This is a genomic window from Desemzia sp. C1 (genome assembly GCF_020882875.1).
GTDB lineage: Bacteria > Bacillota > Bacilli > Lactobacillales > Carnobacteriaceae > Desemzia > Desemzia incerta.
The window spans coordinates 1,288,030-1,308,460 of the sequence record NZ_JAJIZP010000003.1 but is presented as its reverse complement, the minus strand read 5'-3'; the positions used below and the strand labels follow the sequence as shown (position 1 = coordinate 1,308,460).

Genomic DNA, 20,431 nt, shown 5'->3' with positions numbered 1-20,431 from the left:
CTTTCTAAAATTTTAATACATACCAAAACTTGCCAACCATGCTACAAATACACGAGGAACACCATTTAAGAATCTAGAATATAGAACAGATGGTACACCGACCTCAACAGTTTCTGCATCAGCTTCTTGCAATCCTAATCCAACTGGAATAAAATCAGCAGCATTTTGAGTGTTGATTGCAAATAGTGCTGGTAAAGCCAATTGAGGTGGAATATTTCCTTTTCCGATTTCCACACCAATCAAAGTACCAATTACTTGAGAAATGACAGCTCCTGGACCAAGTAAAGGAGACAAGAATGGTAAAGAACAAATGAAACCAATCAACATTAATCCCCAGATATTTCCTGCTAGAGGTCTCATTACTTCAGCAAATACGTTCCCAATACCGCTTCCTTGGATAATCCCAATCAGCATAGCTACAAATGCCATAAAAGGAATAATAGTGTTTAAGACTGTTTGTACAGCTTCACGAGCAGATTGTAGTAACACAGAGATTACTTTTCCTGCTCCCATACCAAACTTAGAAATGATGCTCCCTTTCTCAGCTCTCTGTTCAGTTAATTTTTTGTCTGTAGAGTAGCCGTTTCCAGAAGCAGCTTGTTTTTCTTCTGTGTTTTGTGAGGTTGTTGCTTTAGTTGGAGTAGAAGCTGCTTCAGTATCAGATACTAAAGAAATTTGCTTTGGTCCTACATTTGATACATAGATATCTTCTGTAATGAATTTTGCCAATGGGCCTGACTTACCAGTAGGGATAACATTTATCGTTGGAATTTCTTTTTGTGGATAGATTCCACAACGTAATGTACCACCGCAGTCAATGATAGCTAAAGCTGTTTCTTCATCCGGTATAGATGTTTTGAATCCATTTACAGCTTCCATACCTGTCATTTCAGCAATTTGATCCACGATTTCAGGCTTTTCTCCGCCGCCAACGACGTAAATAAACTTATGTTTTTTTTCAGTCGGTGTAATAGTTAGTGGTCCGCCCCATCCACCAGGACCTTTTTCTACTCTAATACTTCTGTATTCGCTCATTTTTTATATCCTCCTTATACACTTGGTACTTTGCTTAAAGTAACGCCGGTCTTTTTAGAAACATAGGCTGTAGTAAAGTCTGTTACATAAGCACCTACAGCATTCATCACTAGACCAACTAATAGATAACGGACAGCTAATGGTGTAGTACTTAATCCTAAAGCTTCTACCCCTTGAGCAATTCCTAAATAAACAAATAATTCTCCTGGGTTAATATGTGGGAAGATTCCGTTACTTGTGTGATTGTATTGGGCTAAAGCTGCATAAAAGCTTGGTTTGTAAAACTCTGGTAAAAATTTCCCTAAAGTAAAGGATGCTGGGTTACCAAGCATAAAGGCTGCAATAAAAGGTAAAACCATATTTCTCATTAAAGAGTATTTAGACGCCCAAGCGGCGAATCGGTCTACTTTATCTGCACCGATCAAATTGATCATAGCATTCATAAATACCAACAATACAAGTACCAGAGGAACAATACTTGTCATCCAACTCATAAATACGTTTGCCCCTTCTTGGAAAAGGCCGATAAATCCTTCTGCTAGTCTAATTAAAAAATCCATATTCTATGACACTCCTTTTATCATTTTGTTTTTAGCATTACTGAATAATCTATTCAACGGTGCTTGTTTTTGCGGTATTTCTTTACCATTCACAATTAATTGATAATTGTTTACAGCATCTATAATGGCTTTTCGTGTAATACTGATTTCTTTTTTTAATTTTGGATTATCAGTTGTTATTTCTTCAATATGGTCGTGATCAAAATTAGAATAATTTTTGAATCTTGCTAGAATCGTTGTTCCTTGAAGCAGACGACCATACTGGATGTTGCCTTCTTTATCTAGCGAAAACATGACTATTGTACCAGACATGATTTTTCCTGGCCGTCTTCCAATAGCTACTCTTCCATCTTTACGCATTTTTGTGTATTCATTTCCGAAATGCTTCATTTGCTGGAATCCTAAAAACGCTTGCAAAAAGAAAGCAAGAAGAGCAAATCCGCTCAGTAAAATTATAGGGCTCATAGCCATTCATCCTCCTCTAGTAGTAATGAGACATACTTATTAATAGATGTTACTTGTTGAAAATTTGAGATTTTCTTTTTGTTTGAGATTACAGTAAAGATTTTCTCGTATATTTTCGTCAAAATATTCTCTTGCCAATCATTCAGCTGTTCGGGTACCACTAAGAAGAAAACCAAATTTAATGTTTTGTTCATTGTACTAGCTTTCCCCATTGCTAAAGTAATTTTTTGCGTTCTTGTATCTACTATATGCGGAAAAGCAACTCCATTTTCATACAACATAGGACTAATTTCATTTTTCTTCAAAAATGTATTATTTATTTCCTCAGCTTCTTGAGTAGAACGATAGATTTTTCTAATCATTTTTTTTGTGTTCTCAATGTAGTTTATTGATTCATCTAAATCATAAACATAAAACTCAACTTCTTTTTCCATTTTTTCTTTATCAATAAACATATACGGTTCTATATCTCTCAGCTTTTTATCTAAATCATGTGAATTGACAAAAGGCTCAATTTCAATAATTGGGATATCAGCAGCAGTCGAAAAAGCTTCTGTGGTAAAAATAATATTAAAGTTCCTTAACGCATCAAATGAAATATCTTCCGTCGTGAAGTGTTCAATAATGACATCTGCTCCTACTGTTTCCCTAATCTGTTTTTTGATGAATTCTATTGCGCCTTGTCCTCTATTTGTCACTACAGCAATTTGCTTAACAAGGTTATCATCTATGTTTTTTTGATTGTTTTCAGATAAAACTAATGCATAGTAAATTGCTAGATAACTGATATCTGTATTGGTTGCTTTTAAATGGTAATGTTCTTCTAAATCATTCAAAGAGAGACGAGCCAGTTCATACGCTAAAGGAAAACGCGTTTTTACTTGATTAGAAGCGATTTCATTATTAGGCAAATGAAACGTAAGGCGATTGATTAAAAAGAGCAAATGATTCTTTACTTTATCAAAAAATATTTCTTCATCAATTTTGATCATCAGATTCTGTTTGACTGTCCCTAGCATTTGATGCACGATCTCTTTTACTTTTGATTCGTTATAATTGTTTTCACTCCCTATAACACGAGACGAATTCAATGTGTTGATAGGGAATGAAAGAAATTCAATATCTATCTTGCTAAACATCAACTGGTAATTTATTTCTAAAGATTCGATCAAGTTCAAAAAGCTTGTCGCATTCTCAGTATAGTTTTTATACATAGGAATGTCTTCTTGTAAATGAATCTCTTGTCTTACTCGCTCTATAGTGATAATAATCGTCTTATAGAGCAAATGCCTTGTAGCATGATCCAATTTGTAGCTTTTTCCTAATTGCTTAACAGCTGCTTGCACTTCTTTGTTTACTATATAAGTAGATCCCAATCTATCATAAAGAAAATGAATCAAAATTAGTCGTAAATTAAATTCGCTGCAACTGATACTGATTCCTCGATTAGGAACTCCTACGATTTGTGCGTTGTAAGGCTCCAATAAAATTTTTGCTCTCTTAATATCATTATTTACTGTACTGCGGCTTACAGACATCTCTTCCGACAAGTCGTTTATATTAATGTAGTCATTTCCATCAATCAGCCGATATAAAATATATGCTACACGATATTCTGGATCATTTAAATCTTGTTCTCCACTCATCCGTAAAATATTGTACAAGTATTTCTCGTTCAATACCTTAAGGGAAATACTATCTGTAGTTTGATCAATTTCTAAAACTCCTGAATAAATAGTAGCTATTTCTTTTAAGCTTTTTTCTAACTGTGCACTATTTATTCTAAATCTTTTTAGCACATCTTGTTTAGGCAATTCTTTTTCATTCAATAGTAAATTTAATAGAGAATCTAAATAAATACACTCAGACATTTAATATCATCTCGTTATTACCCCCTCGATTTTCCTCCAGAAATATTAATGGTAGTACCAGTAATATAGTTGGCTTTTTCTGATGCTAAGAATGTCACTAAATATGCAATTTCATCTAGCTTGCCAACTCTACCCAAAGGAATGCTTTTTTCATATCCTGTATCTAGCTGATCTTCAGAAATATTTCTTGTATATGCTAGTGCTTGATTATAAGCAGGTGTTGTTAATCCTGTTTTTTCATTGATTCCTGGAGCTACACCTACCACTCGAATGCCTATTTTGCCTAATTCTTTTCCCCAAGAGCGTGTATATGAGTTTGTCGCTCCTTTCGTTGCAGAATAGAGGCTTTGTCCAACTGATCCTTCCATTCCTGATTCAGAAGAAATATTCACTATAGTTCCTGCTACTTTATTTGCAATCATATTTTTCACAACAGCTTGTGTAGTGAATACCATTCCTTTTTGATTGACACTAATCATTTTTTCAAATGATGCTTCGTCAACTTCGTATTGATTTTCATCACTATAGATGTCCACTAACAAACGCGGCATATTGATTCCGGCATTGTTGACTAATATATCGATCGTTTTGTATTTTTCGACAACATAGTCCACCATGTTATAAATACTTTCTACAGAAGTCACATCTGTTTGAACATTCAGCTTCCCATCAGTTTCTCCTGTCTCAACATTTAAATCCGCAACAACGACATTGACTCCTTGTGCTTTTAACTCATTAGAGATATGCAATCCGATTCCAGATGCGCCTCCAGTAACAATAGCTGTTTTTCCTTCTAAATTTAACCAATTATTTTCCATTTTTTGTATCCCCTTTCAACAACTAGAGTATACAGTGGGTTGGAAGAAAAATTAATACAACTTTTTTTCGAGGTTCCTCAAAAAAAGTTGTATTAATTAATGCTGTCATTTTTCAGAATAATTTTTCTATTTCTTTTTTGTTCAATTGGTTGAGAGCGGTCACAATTTTTGTCGCTTTTGATAAGTCCTGCGGTGGGAATTCTTGGTTATAGAAACCAATTACTTTCATTCCTGCAGCTATTCCAGCCAACACACCATTTTTGGAATCTTCTATGACTAAACAGTTCTCCGGCTTGACTCCTAAGTTGGCAGCTGCGTCTAAAAAGATATCAGGCTCAGGTTTTGAATGAGCAACGCTCTCACCAGAAACTAAGTAATCAAAAACCCCTTCTAGATCGAAGTCCTTAACAGTGTTTTTGATGTCTTTAAACGGTGAAGAAGATGCAATAGCTAAAGGTACTCCTTCTTGATGCAAGTGATGAATTAACTCCAGTGCTCCTGGAATAGTTTCTAAGCCTTCTTCTTTTATTAACTGATGACGAAGCGCATTAGCTTTTTCGATTAAATTCGGAACAGTTTCTTCTAAGTGGTATTGGTCTTTCATCCTTTGCCACATATAATCATGTGTAGTTCCTTGAAATTGAAAATGATATTCTAACGGCACTTCATGACCATACATCTTCAACAATCTTTGTTCCGATCTTAAAAAGAATGGCTCTGTATCAATAATAACTCCATCCATATCAAATATAACAGCCTCTAACATAAAATCCTCCTAGTATAGTATTTTTTAAATTAAACCTATTATTTAGTATACAGATAACATAATAAAATAATAGGGCGTAAAAATCGATAGACTCATTAACACACGTAACAGGATAGGCAATTTAACTTTTCAGAGAAATGCTCTACTCCTTTGATGTATGAAATGAAAAACTACTTTCCCGTACCAAATTAGTCACCAAATTTCCTTATTTAACATTGGTATATCAAAGAAATAATTGTTTTAACGGGCTTTTTTTGATACGATTAAAACGTTATATACATAAAAAAGAGGAAGTGCACTTGAATGAAAATTACAGTAGTAGGATTGGGGTATGTTGGTTTATCTAATGCCGTTCTATTGGCTCAGCACAACCAAGTACGTGCATTAGAAATCGTTCCTGAAAAAGTGGACATGATCAACAGTAAAAAATCACCAATCGTAGATAAAGAGATCGAAGAGTACTTAGCAACAAAAGAACTGGATTTAACGGCTACAACCGATAAAGCATTCGCATACGAAGGTACAGAATTAGTCGTCATCGCTGCACCAACAAATTACGATGACAAAAAGAATTACTTTGACACTTCTGCAGTAGAAGTTGTTATTGAAGATGTTCTAAAATATGCACCAGATGCTACGATGATTATCAAATCAACGATTCCAGTTGGGTATACAAAAGAAACCAATGAAAAATACCAAACAGAAAACATCATCTTCTCTCCAGAATTTTTACGAGAAGGAAATGCATTGTATGATAACTTGTACCCGTCAAGAATCATTGTTGGTGCTCAAACGGATAAAGCTAAAGCGTTTGCGAACTTGATGGTTCAAGGAGCACTCAAAGAAGATATTGATGTATTGTTTATGGAGTCAACAGAAGCTGAAGCTGTCAAACTGTTCTCTAATACTTATTTAGCTTTACGCGTAGCTTATATCAATGAATTAGACACCTATGCTGAAGTTAGAGGGTTGGACACGAAATCAATCATTGATGGCGTTGGATTGGATCCGCGTATCGGTACTCATTACAATAACCCATCATTCGGATACGGCGGCTACTGCTTGCCAAAAGATACAAAACAATTGTTGGCTAATTACGAGGATGTGCCAAATAACATCATCGGTGCTATCGTAGACGCCAACAGAACGAGAAAAGACTTCTTAGCTGCACAAGTTGTGGCTAAAGATCCAGAAGTAGTCGGAATCTATCGTTTAACCATGAAGACTAACTCAGACAACTTTAGAGCTTCCTCTATTCAAGGGATCATGAAACGCATTAAAGCTAAAGGTATTGAAGTTGTTGTTTATGAACCTGTTTTAAAAGAAGACGAGTTCTATCGTTCAAAAGTCATCCGCGACTTGGAAGAATTTAAGAAAATCTCTGATGTCATCGTGACGAACCGTTTCACTGAAGAATTAGCGGACGTTGAAGACAAAGTGTACACGAGAGACTTATATCACGATAATTAAGCTCTTATTAGGGATTTTGATCCTTTCAAATGAGAGTTAATGCTGCTATTTAGAGTATTGGCGAAGATTATACGTCAATACTCTTTTTATTCGTTAAATAAATAAAAAACTAGTGCATTTTTATTTGATAACGCTTACAATAGAGGTGTATAAAATGTTGCTAATCCCTAATGGAACGAGGACGAAAGGATGAAATCAGACTTTGAACACGAACAACATCAAGAATACTTTGCGAATTGGAAAAAGAGTTACGATGCCCCAAAAGAATTGCCAAACAGTTTTCTCAATGAATTACTTGGTTTAAGATATGCTTATGAGGCCCATCTTCAACCAAATACAAGAAAACCGTTGCTGATTGAAGAAGATAACCTGCCTTTCCTCTTGTCTATCAGTCAAGAAAAAAGCCATATTCTAATTGATCCATCTACATATTACGTTAAAGATATCCGTGACCGAAAAGATACTCCTTTTAATACCATTGTCTTTAGTTTAACCGAACCACCTTTAGTGACTAGAGAAGTTTCAAAAGTGGTTATGGAACGTTATTTTGATCAAAAGCCTTTATGTTATGCATTTATTCAATCTATTGGAAAGAGTTTTGGTTTCCATCAGCGCTGTCCTTTTGTATCTGGACATGAAATTTTTATTCCTGAAAAAGGCTCCACGAAAAACTCAACTAGTTGGTATGCGGCTCATCATATTTTATATGTGGTTGAATTAAAAAAGACTAACCAGATGAGGGTTTTTATCCGCCAACATCATGATTTACTCTTAGACATTTCGCCTCATAGTTTTAAAGAGCAAATTGATCGTGCTACGACTCTTTCGCACGTGCAGTATAAGTTAGCAACTGAAACATTCAGTCTCTTCAACAATACTCAAACCTCTCATCGAGCTGATGAGTTGAATATCATAGAAAAGCGCTTGATGGACCCTGAATTTGTTTCCACATGCTTCACGCTAAAAGAGTTCACCCATTTTATGTCGCACTATCGCCTCAGTGAATGGATGGAAAAAACATTTGGTGAAAAAAATCCTTACATTGACGAATTTAGAGCAGATTTATTCAATGATGACAAAGAAGATAAACCTTCCAAATAATAGCCAAAAAAAGCTTATACCACTTTCATGGCATAAGCTTATTTCTATTCCTGCTATTCTTTCAATACAGATAAAAAATGTCCTAACTTTTCTGCCACTTTTTTCTTCCATGCGTAAACCGTCTTTCGACTAACTCTCTGCTTTTGTGCAATCTCCGTCACAGATAACCGATTGACCACGACATCGACTAAATAAGACTGCTCCTTCAAGGTCAATAAAGGCAGCATTTGTGCTAACAGATCCATTTCTTGATATCCTTGCTCGATAGAAGCATGCTGATCTGGCTGTTGTCCTTCTAATTCTTCCGGCCAAGCCATCTCGCTTTCCCATTTCCGTCTCTGCTTACGCAGCAAGTCAATCATATGCCAGTACACTCTTTGATACGCGTATCCGCCAAACTGCTTCAAATACTCCTCTTGTTCCAAGTCTTTTGGGTAGGTTTCGTAAGCTTCTACTAATTTTATGAGGCCTTGCTGCACAAAATCTTCATAATCAGGATGCATGCGCCACATCCCCAATCGTTTCAAAGCTCCATGAACCATTCCTGAATATTGATTAAAAAAATCTCGTTCCTTCGCTTCCGTCAATTTTCTTATCATCATTGTCATATCCTTCAAGTGGTGTTACAAGGCCTTGTACACTTGTAGAATACCGCTCTGATGACAATCCGACAAAGAAGCAAAGACACCAAAAAAGCCGCCAAAGATCTCTGTTACAGAAAGTTTAGCGGCAAAACAGCTTAGATGATTGATTTACACGAACCTATTCAAACCAGCACTTCTTCTCTTCAAATGGACAAATGAAATCCAAGATCCCTTATCTAGAAATCAGGAACAGCACAATAGTGCCATTTTGTCCGTCAATGGATTAAACTCCATCGTTTTCAGACCAAACTTGAAATAAGCTATAACTTCAGCTGTTTTCGATACATCTTTGGATAACCAAAAAACTACCGATTTATTCCTGCAGCTAGTAAATCCTTCCTGATACAGAAAGAATCCATTTAACTTTACAACCATAAAATGGTACATTAGATTAAATCACTACAAAAGAAAGAGGTGCTTTTTTTGTTGGATAAATCAATTCCTTATGCAGAAATTTGGATGTCTCGAGAGCGCGAACTTCCAGTGAAGGAACAAGCTTTACCTAAAGGCTTTCAATTTACATTTTACCAGGAAGGCGATGAACGTGAATGGGCCGCTATTGAAACGGCTGTCGCAGAATTTGAGGATGAAACACAAGCATTGGATTATTTTGAAAGGTCGTTTGCTCCTTACACAGAAGAGTTGAAACAGCACATGCTATTTATCACAGATCCGTCAGGAGAAAAAGTCGGAACGGCTTCAGCTTGGTGGAAAAAAGCTCCTAATGGTGATCGCTACCCGCTTGTCCATTGGGTTGCAGTAAAACCAGGCTATCAAGAAAAAGGACTAGCTAAGGCTATGGTGACTCGCACACTTAAGACACTGCAAACTCTGGAGGACACCTCTCCTATTTATCTCCATACTCAAACTTGGAGCCACGCAGCCATTCGCTTGTACCAAAAGTTAGGGTTTGAGATCACAGATAAGAAATTAGATGGAAGTCCTAATCTAGACTACCAAAAAGCAATGGGTATTCTAGCTGGTCTAAAGATTTAAAAACGGTTAAATGTGCAATGAATAATAAATAAAGGCACTTCATTCTCCTGACAGTTTATCAAAGGAAGAAATAAGAGGACCGATTTGTGCAACAATCCCTAATTCAGCAGACGCAGCCTTTTCAATAAAAGTTACGGCTCTTTCTTTTGGCATAAAATCAATCCCTTTCATTTACATGTTCCTTCCGCCGCTAGAGTCAAAATGTATCTAAACGCTATCCTCTTATTTCCTCGTCTTCATTCTGTTCATCTCCTTTTTTTCTTCACCTTATTTTACCAAACCCCCAATAGAAATTTATAACTTTCCCTTCCTGCTTTCAGTTTGATCCTAAACATCGTATAATAATCTAAAAAGATGCTCTATTCCGGTTGATTGCTTTTTCAATGGGATGATTCAAAAGGAAGGACTACATAAACATATGGCACAAGCGATTTTTTTAGAAAAAGGCTTTTATATTGAAAACCCAACAACAGAATTTGAACGTGCATTACAAAAAGCTCCATTTCGCACTCTTTATGAACAAGTTTTTTCTTCAGAGACAGTAGAAACGGATGACTCGATTGCCTATCTATTCAATGTAGCGCAAGAGTTTGTCTCCGCATTAAAAAATGACGGAGAAATTGAAGTCACTCGTACCTTCCAAGCCCCTTCAGAAACGGTTTATCAAAGTCTTGTGATTAAGGCACCTTTTGCCATCGGCCATGAGTTTATCACTGTTCAATGGCTGCAAAACATTCATCAAGAATTGGCAACGATTTTTAATGAGGAAATCAGCCATTTTCAAGGCAGTGTCTCTGAGTATATTCATTCAAAAAATAAAGCTTTAATTGTTGCGGGCAGAGTTTACTTTCATTTGGTGGAAAGCAAACAAGACGGCTTTCCTTTCGCTTTTTTGGCTACCTATGCGACAAAAGATCAAGGCAGAGTCAGCCATATGCCTCTAAAAAATGCACTCAAAGAATTCAATGACACTTCTGAGATGCTTTCTTTACTGTCCGCTGTTGGACGAGTTGCCGATAAATCTGCTTTCATCTCTCAATTGGTTGAATCTGGGGAATTATTTTCACCTTTGCGCTTCAACGAAGAGGAGGCTTATCGGTTTTTGACAGAAACAGCTCTTTATGAAGAACAAGGAGTCATTTGCCGTATTCCTGATTTTTGGAAAAAAGAGCGCAAGACAACCATTAAAGTAACCATTGGCGATACAAAACCAAGCAGAGTCGGAATGGAGGCTCTCTTAGCTAGTAAACCAGAAATCTATCTCGGTGAAGACCTCTATTCAAAAGCAGAAATAGAAGCTTTATTGCAGCAAAATGAAGGATTGGCTTTCTTGAAAGGCAAATGGGTGGAAATCAACCACCAAAAACTGCAGCAATTATTGACGACTTACGATACGAAAGAAAGCAGCCAATGGACTCTTTTTGATGCTTTGCGGCAGCAGCAAGTTTCTGATGCTGAAGACAATCTGTCTTTGATCGAAACAACGAATGGCCAATGGCTGCAAACTATGTTCCAACAGATGACCACTCCCACACAGATCAAACAAGAACCACCTGCAACATCTTTTCAAGCAGACTTGCGCCCTTATCAGCTCGTAGGATACAACTGGTTGAAATTTATGCAAGCTCAGTCTTTTGGTGCCTTGCTGGCGGATGACATGGGATTAGGGAAAACCATCCAAGTCTTGGCTTTACTCGATTCTCTGCGTTATGAAAATAGACGGACTCTTTTAGTTATCCCAGCTTCTTTACTCGAAAATTGGAAAAAAGAGACTGCTCGCTTTGCACCCGATTTGCGGATCCAGGTTTTACATGGAAAAAATACCTTGATCCAAGATGCAGAAGCTGATCTGCTGATTACGACGTATGGTATGGTGGCTAGAATTGAGGCACTTAAAGAAGAACAGTTTGATCTTTTGATCTTGGATGAAGCCCAAGCCATTAAAAATCCAGGTACCAAACAGACTAAAAGCATCAAAACCTTAAAAGCCCGCGCAAAAATTGCGCTGACCGGTACCCCAATTGAAAACAGGCTAACGGATTTGTGGAGTGTCTTTGACTTTTTAAACAGCGGATTGTTAGGTTCAAAAACGGAATTCAAAAAACAAATCACAAAAGGCACCGACTATGGAGCGTTACGTCAAATGATCTCGCCTTTTATCTTACGGCGTCTGAAAACCGATCAACGCATTATTTCCGATCTGCCGGAAAAAAATGAACAGAAAGAATACGTTTCACTTTCCAAAAAACAAATTGCGTTGTATAAAGGTCTGCAACGAGATATTGAAAAATCAATGGAAGCCACTGATGGCATTCAACGAAAAGGGCTAGTCTTAGCCGCGATTTCTAAATTCAAACAAATCTGCAACCATCCTGACCAGTATTTAGGCAATCAAGAATTCAAACCTAAACTCAGCGGAAAATTTGAAGCGTTGCGAGACATTTGTGAAACGATTCGTGACAAACACGAACGCGTTTTGATCTTCACACAATTTAAAGAAATGTGCGAGCCTCTCAATGATTTTTTAGCAGAAGTTTTCGGACAGTCTGGATTGGTCTTACACGGAGGAGTTCCTGTAAAAAAACGCGGAGATCTGGTTGAACAATTTAACGCGGCTGATACCTACACACCGTATATGATTCTCTCTATAAAAGCCGGTGGCGTGGGCCTGAACTTGACGGCTGCGAACCATGTGATCCATTTTGACCGTTGGTGGAATCCAGCCATTGAAAACCAGGCTACCGATCGAGCCTTTCGAATTGGGCAAGAAAAAAACGTCTTCGTGCATAAATTTGTTACCAGTGGAACGATTGAAGAAAAGATCGATGAATTGTTGGCAGAAAAAACACAGCTTTCCGATAATTTAATCACTGAAACAAGCGGTGAGAATTGGCTGACAGAAATGAGCAACGATGAATTAAGGAATCTCTTTACCTTGGAGGTGAGCGACAAATGACCCCTTATGATTTTTATACCTATGAAAGTATGGCCGAAAAAAAGCAAAAGGCTGCTCGTAAATTGACCACTTATCAAAAGAAACATCCTGATGCTCAACCCATTTTGATTACAGGCACCAAAATCGCTACTTCATTTTGGGGAAAAGCTTGGTGCGATCATTTAAAACACTATGCCGATTATGACAACCGCATCGACCGTGGACGGTCTTATATCAAAAATGGCTTTGTCTTTGACTTAACGATTGAAAAAGGAAACGTACAAGGTGTTGTTTGCGGAAGCAGTTCAAAATTATACCAAGTAGCTATTGCGATTGATCCCATTACCGATCAACGGTTGGTCCAACAAATTGGCGGGCATATTGATAGTTTAGAGGTTCTAGCGAATGGCCAATTTCCCAAAACACTCGCTGAAACTTTCTTGACTAACGAGAACGGTTTGTTTCCTAATCTAAATGAAATCAATCTCTCTTGTAATTGTCCGGATTGGGCACATATGTGCAAGCATGTTTCTGCAGTCCTTTACGCTGTAGGCGCTAAATTGGATTTGGACCCGCTGCTTTTATTCGAATTACGGGGAATCGATACGACCGCTTTAATCAAAAAATCCGTTGAAGAAAAAATGATGACATTATTAGAAAACGCGCATACTGCAACATCCAGTCGAATTATTGAAGACGATTCAATTATTGATCTTTTTGATTTGTAAGAGTTTGTTTTAGTAAAGATACGCCCTATCAAAAGAAAATAGATACTGCTTTTGATAGGGTTGTTGTCATGCAAGTTTGAACACGTCCTGCGAAAAAAAGCGATGCCGAATTTTCTTCATTAGTTCACCGCTATATGGTCTTTTGATTAATCTGACAGCAGCCAATCTGCAATGTAGATAATCGGAATGCCGTCTACTTGTTCCACATCATGATACCTGCCTGTGACAACTATTTTTTTATAATTATCTTTTATATTCAATAAGTTGTCTGTTTCATGTGTGTTATTGGGTAGTTCATATGCTACTTGAACATAAAGAATTTCGTCTAACTTTCGTGCCACAAAGTCTATTTCTTTCCTATCCAGTCTGCCAACATCAACTGTATACCCTCTTCGCAGTAATTCTATATAGACTATATTTTCTAATCGATTACTATAATTACCATCTTTTCTGCCAATTGCATTTCTTCGTAACCCAGCGTCTACAATAAAATACTTGCCATTGGTTCTAAGGTATTCTCGTCTTCGTATGTCATATTGCTTCGCGCGATAAAATAGATAGCCGTTCTCAAGTAAGTCTAAATAACGATTTACAGTATGAGTCGTTGTTTCAACACCCTCATTTTTTAAAGTGTTGACAATTTTTGATGCATTTACTAATTGACCAACGTTATCTGCCAAAAAGCTGATAATTGATTTCAAGGCTGTAAGATCTTTTACACCCGATCTCAGTGCCACATCATTTAAAACAATGGTATCAAAAATTCCTGACAAAATGGTATCTTTAATAGATTCTTCTGCAATAACAACACTTGGAAATCCCCCGTATTTTTCGTATTCATTATAAGCGCTATCTACCTTCCGTGAATCCCTTTCAATTCCTTTTACGCTTAAAAATTCACGAAATGAAAATGGATAGATTGGAATTTCGATATAACGCCCACTCAAAAGCGTAGCTAACTCACCAGATAACATATTTGCATTTGACCCTGTAATGATAATATCACTATCAAAACTTACTCGAACTCCGTTTACGACACGTTGCCATCCTTTTACGACTTGAATCTCATCAAATAATAAATAGATTTTTTTATTGTCTTTAGGAAGCAGCTTATTTAACTGGTCACGAAACTTTTCTTCCGTTGTAATTGTCTGATATTCAAAGCTTTCAAAATTTATATAGATAATATGATCTTCGGATACTCCCTCCTGCTTTAACTGCTCTTTAAAAAGCATTAAGAGAACTGATTTTCCAGAACGTCGTACTCCTGTAATAACTTTTATAAAATCAGAGTCTTTAAATTGAATCAATTGATTAAGATAATCTGGTCTTTGAAACATTACAACCCCTCCAATAACTAATCTTCTATTTCCATTAAATGTTAACATTATTTGAAGTTAACTTCAAATTTTATGTAATTATTGCTAAATGTGAAGTGTGGCTCCAGTGTAAAGGGATATAAGTGTCTATCAGAAATAGAAACCCCAGTTTTTGCAAAAATAAAAAAACTTCTATTTATTCTCACTAGTGTTTCATGAAACATAATATGCTTCACGAAGTTCTTCTCCTCATATTGAACAAGTGTTCGCATTTATGTATAATAGAAACGTCACAATGGTTAATAGAAGGAGGAAAAAATATGTTAAGTCAAAAATTTTATGCAGTCACTCAACATGAGGGCGTTGTTTCTATAACTTCATGGGGAAACGATGATAAGCCCAACGTGCGGTGTACTTGGAATTCCTATTTACGTATTACAGAGGATGAACGCATTTTAGCTCCTATTGCAGGATTTACAAGTGTCCAAGGTGATGTTGCTAAGAATGACCGCATTATTTTAACATTAGGCAGTCGTGAAGTAGAAGGATTCAATAATTACCAAGGTACCGGCTTCTTAGTAGAAGGTCGAGCACGTTTTACAGATTCTGGCGCTGAATTTGAACAAATGAAAGCAGAATTTCCTTTTATGAATAAATTACTTGAAGTAACTGTGGAGTCAGCTAAACAGCTCCTTTAACCTAAATGATTAAGTTATTTAGGCTATACATTTCACAAACTAAAAGATTGGACTATTCCAGCCTATAAAAGACTCATTCCCGACGTTGATGATCCTATTCATCAATGTCAGGAATGAGTCTTATATTTTGTCCTTATTTCAATACACTTTATGCCGCTTTTACTGTTTCTGTTCGTGCCACAGTTTCTACTTGCTTCCTTCTGCCTTTCAATTTGAACTTCATCAATCTCATCGCGTTGAATATAACTAATAAAATACTGCCTTCATGAACTAGCATTCCAATCGACATGTTCATCCATTCACTGAAGAAAACGCTCATCAGCAAGACCAACACAACTCCTATGGCAATCACAATATTCTGTTTCATGTTGTTTGCGGTGGCTTTTACTAATCCTAATGCATGAGGCAAGTGGTTGAAATCTGAGTTCATTAAGACGACGTCGGATGTCTCAATGGCTACATCTGTTCCACTTCCCATTGCGATACCGATATCGGCTAATGCTAAAGACGGACTATCGTTGACGCCATCACCAACAAAGGCCACAATTTGTCCTTGTTGTTGCAGTTTTTCGATGTAAGCTGATTTATCTTCCGGCAACATGTGCCCGTATGCTTCGCTCAATCCGAGTTCACTGGCTACAACATTCACAGTTCCTTGGTTGTCTCCCGAAAGGACGACTAGATTTTTCACGCCTAAGTTTTTCAACTCTTGCAGATTGGCCTTGACGCCCGGACGGACTTGGTCACGAATACCCATCAACACTTTTAATTCACCATCGACCGCTGTCAATACTAGAGAGTTTCCTTGTTGTTCAAACCGTTGGACATCTTTTTGAGCTTTTTTGTTGAGGGTGACGTTTTCTTTTTCCATCAGTGCCACATTCCCAACAGCCACTCTATGTCCATCTACACTTGCAACGATTCCGCCACCTTTCACTACTTCTGTTTTTTCAACAGCAGAGATGTTCGTTTCCCCAATTTGTTCTAAGACCGCTTTTGCCAATGGATGATCCGATTCCCGTTCCACACTGGCTAGGTAGCCTAGCATTTCAGCAGAATCTGTTTCATACAGTTCCGTCTCAGCAACAGTTGGGTTTCCAACAGTCAAGGTACCTGTCTTATCAAATACAATCGTGTCCACTTTGCTGAAGTCTTGGATGACTTCACTGCCTTTTAAAAGTACGCCGTTGCGAGCGCCATTTCCGATACCAGCCACATTTGAAACCGGAACCCCGATAACTAATGCACCTGGGCAGCCTAATACCAATATAGTAATTGCTAACTCAATGTCTTGACTAACCAGCCAAACAACAAATGCCAGCACCAAGACCGCAGGTGTATAGTATTTAGAAAAGCGGTCAATGAAGCGTTCGGCTTCCGATTTAGAATCTTGAGCTTCTTCTATCAACTCAATAATTTTTCCAAATGTGGTGTCTTCACCGACACGGTCTGCTTGAATTTGGATCGTGCCGTTTTCTAAAATGGTACCCGCAAAAACTTCGGAACCAGCAGCTTTATTGACGGGTACTGATTCGCCGGTAATGCTGGCTTCATTGATATGCCCTGCGCCTGAAATTACGGTACCGTCTACAGGTACTTTTGCGCCGGTTTTAACTAGCAAGGTGTCTCCTTCGTCGACATCCTCCACTTCCACTTCTTCAAAATCCCCATTGTCCATTTGCTTCAAGGCGCTTTCGGGTGCTATTTCCATCAACTCTTTGATAGCGGAGCGCGTTTGCTTCAATGTCCGTTGTTCCAAATAGTGTCCGAATAAGAATAAGAACGTGACAATAGCTGATTCTTCATAGTTTTGAATGAAGAGTGCGCCAATTGCTGCAATACTGACCAGAATATCAATGCTGACGACTTTGACTTTCATAGCTTGTAACGCTTGAATGGCTATCGGTGCGATCCCAAAGATAGATGCGATGATCAAAGACCATTCAAAAAGTGCGGTATTTTCTAATACAAAGTGACTGAAGAATCCTAATGCGATCAACAATCCACTGATAACGGTAATGACATTTTTCTTGCTTAATATATAATGTTGCATGTTTTTCCCCTCCAAATTCAGTAATGATGCTCTTGATACATGTAGTATAAGATAACCGCTTCAGTAACAACTTGACTGCCGTCAAGTTGTGAAAAAAGAATTCATTTTTTATTTTGAATGCAGCTCCCTCTTTACATTGATTACTATAAAGTCTTTCGATTGGATAAAAATTGACTACTGTCAAGTTTGGAAGTTTAACTTTATTTGATCCATCTTTGTTGAGATAAACCGCTTCTAAATGAAGGCAACAAAAAAGCAACCCTTAAAAAGATTTCTCTTCTTACAGGATTGCTTGTTTATGAAAGACATTTATTGATGGGTTAAGCTGCTTTTACTTTTGTATTCAACACCGGGTAGCCTACCTCTTCGATCGCTTTTTGAATATCTTCAACCGAAGTGACGGCTGAATCAAAATTGGTTTTGACTTTACTGGAGTTGAACAATACTTTGATACTATCTTTATCCACTCCATTAACCAATTTTAGTGCCCCCTCAATTTTTTGCATACAACTTGGACAAGACAATGTTTCTAATTGCAATGTAGCTTTTTCCATGACTCATTTCTCCTTCGTCTGTTCTTTATTTTATCGGCAACAATAGGCCTTTTTCTCTTTACAACTATAGTATAGCCCACTTTCGGCAAATGAAACTTGTCGCAGATCAAGTTTTGCGCTTCTTTTTCTGCTCAATTCATCATCTGAACAGTCTTTCTCCGCTCCTTATTGCCATCAGAATAATAAGGAATCGGCGGATAGTCTTGTCTGCGCAGAACCCACACTACGATCGCACCAATAAACAAGACCAGAGACAACGCTTGCGAAACCCGTATCCAATCGCCAATCCATAAACTGTCCGTTCTCATGCCTTCAATGAAGAACCGGCCCGCTGAGTACCACAAAACGTAACTCAAGGCAGCTTCCCCTCGGCGTAACAACTGTTTGCGGTTTCGCAGAGTCACGATTAAAACAAATCCCAACAAACTCCATAAGGACTCATACAAAAAGGTCGGGTGGTAGTAAGTACCGTTGATATTCATTTGTTCAATGATAAATTCAGGTAAATAAAGTTTTTCCAAGAATTGACGGGTAACTGGTCCACCATGCGCCTCTTGATTCATAAAGTTCCCCCAGCGGCCAATAGATTGTGCTAACAACACATTAGGCGCTAAAATATCTAACACGAGTGCCAAAGAAAGGTCTCTTTTCTTTGCATACCTATATAGCGTAATCCCTCCTGCAATCAATCCCCCATAAATTGCAATGCCCCCATTCCAAATCGCAAAGATTTCACTCGGGTTTTGCAGGTAATAATCAAGTTCAAATAACACATAGTAAAACCGAGCACCGATGAGACCAATCGGAATCGCCCATAAGGCCATATCGATGACGGTATCCTCTTCCAGTCCTCTTTTCGTTGCTTCCTTAGTGCTCAACTGGAGAGCCACATATATGGCTGCCGCAATAATCACTCCATACCAGTGGATCACAAATGAACCAATCTCCACTGCGTGGGGGTTCAAAATACCTAATACGTATTCCATTTTATTTGCTCCGTTTCCTCATTTTTTCGCGTAATCCTGACCATGATAGTGATAAACAAAATACCTGCTGAATTCCAGGGCAGCCAGCTTAAGAATGAATTTTCCTCTACCTTTTCATTCAGTTGGTAATACGTCACTTTTTCGTTTCCGATGACACCATCTCCTGTCAAAAGTTCCTCTGGTTTAACCAAATGAGTGTTGTTTATGTAATACATGACTTGCTCTCTTTCCACAGCTGTACCTGTCTCAACAACGTTAAATCTCCTTATTTCACCAGTTGCGTTCCCGGCTAAAGGACTGAACAAGAGAATCCCTGCTGTTAATAACGTAGTAGCAACCGTGATCCAAAAATAATGCACTCTAATTCACTCCTTATTTTCCCGATTTGCTTGATAACCTCGCTGGAAAGAAAAGCCACGGCACTGAGCTTTGTCTCGTGGTTAATGAAGAGGGACGACAGAACTCAGACATGTAGAAGAACGTGTACCCGTTTATTCACTAAATCGGACATACTTTTTCTCAAAAGCCTTCCTTTTAGAGATCATTTCTTGGCTACTCACTGTAAAGCAATAAATCATCTACATCATGAATCTTAATTTTTTTCTCAGGCAGCTGTTGGATCAGTCCCTCATTCTCCAATTCTGCAAATTTACGGCTGATGGTCTCAGGCGTTGTGCCTAAATAGGAAGCGATGTCCTTTTTCGCCATCGGCAGAGTGATGATAGGAGAATTGCCCATTTCAGGCTCTATATTTTCGACCAAAAATAAAATCAACCGAGTGACCACATGTTCTACTGCCACTTGAGCGGTTTGCCGTTCTGAATTTTCTAATCGTTGCGACATTTCTGCGAGCAGTTTTAACGAAATTGCCGGGTGCTCTTCTAAAAACCCCTGTATATCTTTTTGTTGGATCATGCAAACAGAGGTATCTCGAGTAGCCTCTGCGTATTCCTCATGCAAAGCATAAGGATTGAATAAAGTCCATTCTCCAGTAAAGTCACCCGGATTCAGAATGCGAATCAGCTGTTCTTTGCCAGAGTCGGACAAGCGATAGATACGGACTTTTCCCCGATTCACAATATACAAAGCACCCTCTCTTTCTTGTGAGCGAAATAGAAATTCGCCTTTTAGATAATGATTCGTGCGGGCTTTTTCAGCAATACGATCCATCGAGCTGTCTTCCAAATGGTTGAATATCGGAACCAAGCGGATGCAAGCTGAGTGGTCTCCTGGTGCATGTGGTTGGTTGTGTTGAGTCAACTCATTTTCCCCCTTTATCTGTTTTATTTTCGTTTTTTATCATTCCTGTATGTAGTATATAAGGTCTGCACCACAAAAAAATTGACGCCCATCAAGAAAACTATTTTAACGGCAAAAAATTGGAGTCGGAAAGAATCCCAACCCCAAATCTTTCATTTTTTAATGTGTGTTT

At 37.8% G+C, this 20,431-nt stretch carries 20 protein-coding genes; 6 read left to right on the top strand and 14 right to left on the bottom strand.

The annotated features are described in order from the left end of the window. Positions 1–12: 12 nt before the first annotated feature. From LMF32_RS06710 to LMF32_RS06685, 6 genes are all read right to left on the bottom strand, one after another. Complete coding sequence (locus tag LMF32_RS06710; RefSeq protein ID WP_230524273.1) at positions 13–1,035, bottom strand: PTS glucitol/sorbitol transporter subunit IIB; 1,023 nt, start codon at positions 1,033–1,035, stop codon at positions 13–15. 14 nt (positions 1,036–1,049) lie between these two features. Then, positions 1,050–1,595 carry a PTS glucitol/sorbitol transporter subunit IIC gene (locus LMF32_RS06705; protein WP_230524272.1) on the bottom strand — a complete coding sequence of 182 codons (546 nt, stop codon included), beginning with the start codon at positions 1,593–1,595 and terminating at the stop codon, positions 1,050–1,052. A 3-nt stretch (positions 1,596–1,598) separates the two neighbouring features. Beyond that, positions 1,599–2,060 carry a transcriptional regulator GutM gene (locus tag LMF32_RS06700; protein WP_230524271.1) on the bottom strand — a complete coding sequence of 154 codons (462 nt, stop codon included), beginning with the start codon at positions 2,058–2,060 and terminating at the stop codon, positions 1,599–1,601. Continuing rightward, on the bottom strand, positions 2,057–3,931 hold the full coding sequence (locus LMF32_RS06695; protein WP_230524270.1) for a PRD domain-containing protein: 1,875 nt from the start codon (positions 3,929–3,931) through the stop codon (positions 2,057–2,059). Before LMF32_RS06695 ends, LMF32_RS06700 begins: the two co-directional genes overlap by 4 nt. A 17-nt stretch (positions 3,932–3,948) precedes the next feature. After that, positions 3,949–4,749: a sorbitol-6-phosphate dehydrogenase subunit gene (locus tag LMF32_RS06690; RefSeq protein WP_230524269.1), complete on the bottom strand. Its 801-nt coding sequence runs from the start codon at positions 4,747–4,749 to the stop codon at positions 3,949–3,951. 112 nt (positions 4,750–4,861) lie between these two features. After that, on the bottom strand, positions 4,862–5,515 hold the full coding sequence (locus LMF32_RS06685; RefSeq protein ID WP_230524268.1) for an HAD family phosphatase: 654 nt from the start codon (positions 5,513–5,515) through the stop codon (positions 4,862–4,864). A 303-nt stretch (positions 5,516–5,818) separates the two neighbouring features. Here LMF32_RS06685 and LMF32_RS06680 point away from each other — a divergent pair, with 303 nt between their 5' ends. Together LMF32_RS06680 and LMF32_RS06675 are read left to right on the top strand one after the other, a co-directional pair. Further along, positions 5,819–6,985: a nucleotide sugar dehydrogenase gene (locus LMF32_RS06680; RefSeq protein ID WP_230524267.1), complete on the top strand. Its 1,167-nt coding sequence runs from the start codon at positions 5,819–5,821 to the stop codon at positions 6,983–6,985. 189 nt (positions 6,986–7,174) lie between these two features. Then, on the top strand, positions 7,175–8,086 hold the full coding sequence (locus LMF32_RS06675; protein ID WP_230524266.1) for a competence protein ComK: 912 nt from the start codon (positions 7,175–7,177) through the stop codon (positions 8,084–8,086). A 53-nt stretch (positions 8,087–8,139) separates the two neighbouring features. On the opposite strand, the gene LMF32_RS06670 is transcribed toward LMF32_RS06675, so the two are convergent. After that, on the bottom strand, positions 8,140–8,688 hold the full coding sequence (locus tag LMF32_RS06670; RefSeq protein ID WP_230524265.1) for a sigma-70 family RNA polymerase sigma factor: 549 nt from the start codon (positions 8,686–8,688) through the stop codon (positions 8,140–8,142). Positions 8,689–9,153: 465 nt separating this feature from the next. On the opposite strand from LMF32_RS06670, the gene LMF32_RS06665 reads away from it, so the two are divergent. Further along, positions 9,154–9,726 (top strand): GNAT family N-acetyltransferase, encoded by a 573-nt coding sequence (locus tag LMF32_RS06665; protein ID WP_230524264.1) that lies wholly within the window; start codon positions 9,154–9,156, stop codon positions 9,724–9,726. Positions 9,727–9,765: 39 nt separating this feature from the next. Here the strand turns inward: LMF32_RS06665 and LMF32_RS13590 are convergent, their stop codons facing one another. Beyond that, positions 9,766–9,897 (bottom strand): hypothetical protein, encoded by a 132-nt coding sequence (locus tag LMF32_RS13590; protein ID WP_262926743.1) that lies wholly within the window; start codon positions 9,895–9,897, stop codon positions 9,766–9,768. Positions 9,898–10,144: 247 nt separating this feature from the next. Here LMF32_RS13590 and LMF32_RS06660 point away from each other — a divergent pair, with 247 nt between their 5' ends. Together LMF32_RS06660 and LMF32_RS06655 are read left to right on the top strand one after the other, a co-directional pair. After that, on the top strand, positions 10,145–12,682 hold the full coding sequence (locus LMF32_RS06660) for a DEAD/DEAH box helicase (protein ID WP_230524263.1): 2,538 nt from the start codon (positions 10,145–10,147) through the stop codon (positions 12,680–12,682). Further along, positions 12,679–13,389 carry an SWIM zinc finger family protein gene (locus LMF32_RS06655; protein ID WP_230524262.1) on the top strand — a complete coding sequence of 237 codons (711 nt, stop codon included), beginning with the start codon at positions 12,679–12,681 and terminating at the stop codon, positions 13,387–13,389. Before LMF32_RS06660 ends, LMF32_RS06655 begins: the two co-directional genes overlap by 4 nt. A 146-nt stretch (positions 13,390–13,535) precedes the next feature. Here the strand turns inward: LMF32_RS06655 and LMF32_RS06650 are convergent, their stop codons facing one another. After that, the gene (locus LMF32_RS06650) at positions 13,536–14,729 is read right to left on the bottom strand and encodes an ATP-binding protein (protein ID WP_230524261.1); all 1,194 of its coding nucleotides are present in this window, start codon (positions 14,727–14,729) and stop codon (positions 13,536–13,538) included. Positions 14,730–15,028: 299 nt separating this feature from the next. Between LMF32_RS06650 and LMF32_RS06645 the strand changes: the two genes are divergently transcribed. Continuing rightward, positions 15,029–15,406 (top strand): pyridoxamine 5'-phosphate oxidase family protein, encoded by a 378-nt coding sequence (locus LMF32_RS06645; RefSeq protein ID WP_230524260.1) that lies wholly within the window; start codon positions 15,029–15,031, stop codon positions 15,404–15,406. 148 nt (positions 15,407–15,554) lie between these two features. On the opposite strand, the gene LMF32_RS06640 is transcribed toward LMF32_RS06645, so the two are convergent. From LMF32_RS06640 to LMF32_RS06620, 5 genes are all read right to left on the bottom strand, one after another. Continuing rightward, the gene (locus tag LMF32_RS06640) at positions 15,555–17,459 is read right to left on the bottom strand and encodes a heavy metal translocating P-type ATPase (protein ID WP_230524259.1); all 1,905 of its coding nucleotides are present in this window, start codon (positions 17,457–17,459) and stop codon (positions 15,555–15,557) included. Between the two features lie 320 nt (positions 17,460–17,779). After that, positions 17,780–18,013 (bottom strand): heavy-metal-associated domain-containing protein, encoded by a 234-nt coding sequence (locus LMF32_RS06635; protein WP_230524258.1) that lies wholly within the window; start codon positions 18,011–18,013, stop codon positions 17,780–17,782. Positions 18,014–18,144: 131 nt separating this feature from the next. Continuing rightward, positions 18,145–18,999 (bottom strand): prolipoprotein diacylglyceryl transferase, encoded by an 855-nt coding sequence (gene lgt, locus LMF32_RS06630; RefSeq protein ID WP_230524257.1) that lies wholly within the window; start codon positions 18,997–18,999, stop codon positions 18,145–18,147. Next, positions 18,984–19,358, bottom strand: coding sequence for a hypothetical protein (locus LMF32_RS06625; RefSeq protein ID WP_230524256.1), 375 nt, complete (start codon positions 19,356–19,358; stop codon positions 18,984–18,986). The genes lgt and LMF32_RS06625 overlap by 16 nt, the downstream gene beginning before the upstream one ends. 193 nt (positions 19,359–19,551) lie before the next feature. After that, positions 19,552–20,259: a Crp/Fnr family transcriptional regulator gene (locus LMF32_RS06620; RefSeq protein ID WP_230524255.1), complete on the bottom strand. Its 708-nt coding sequence runs from the start codon at positions 20,257–20,259 to the stop codon at positions 19,552–19,554. Positions 20,260–20,431 lie beyond the last annotated feature (172 nt).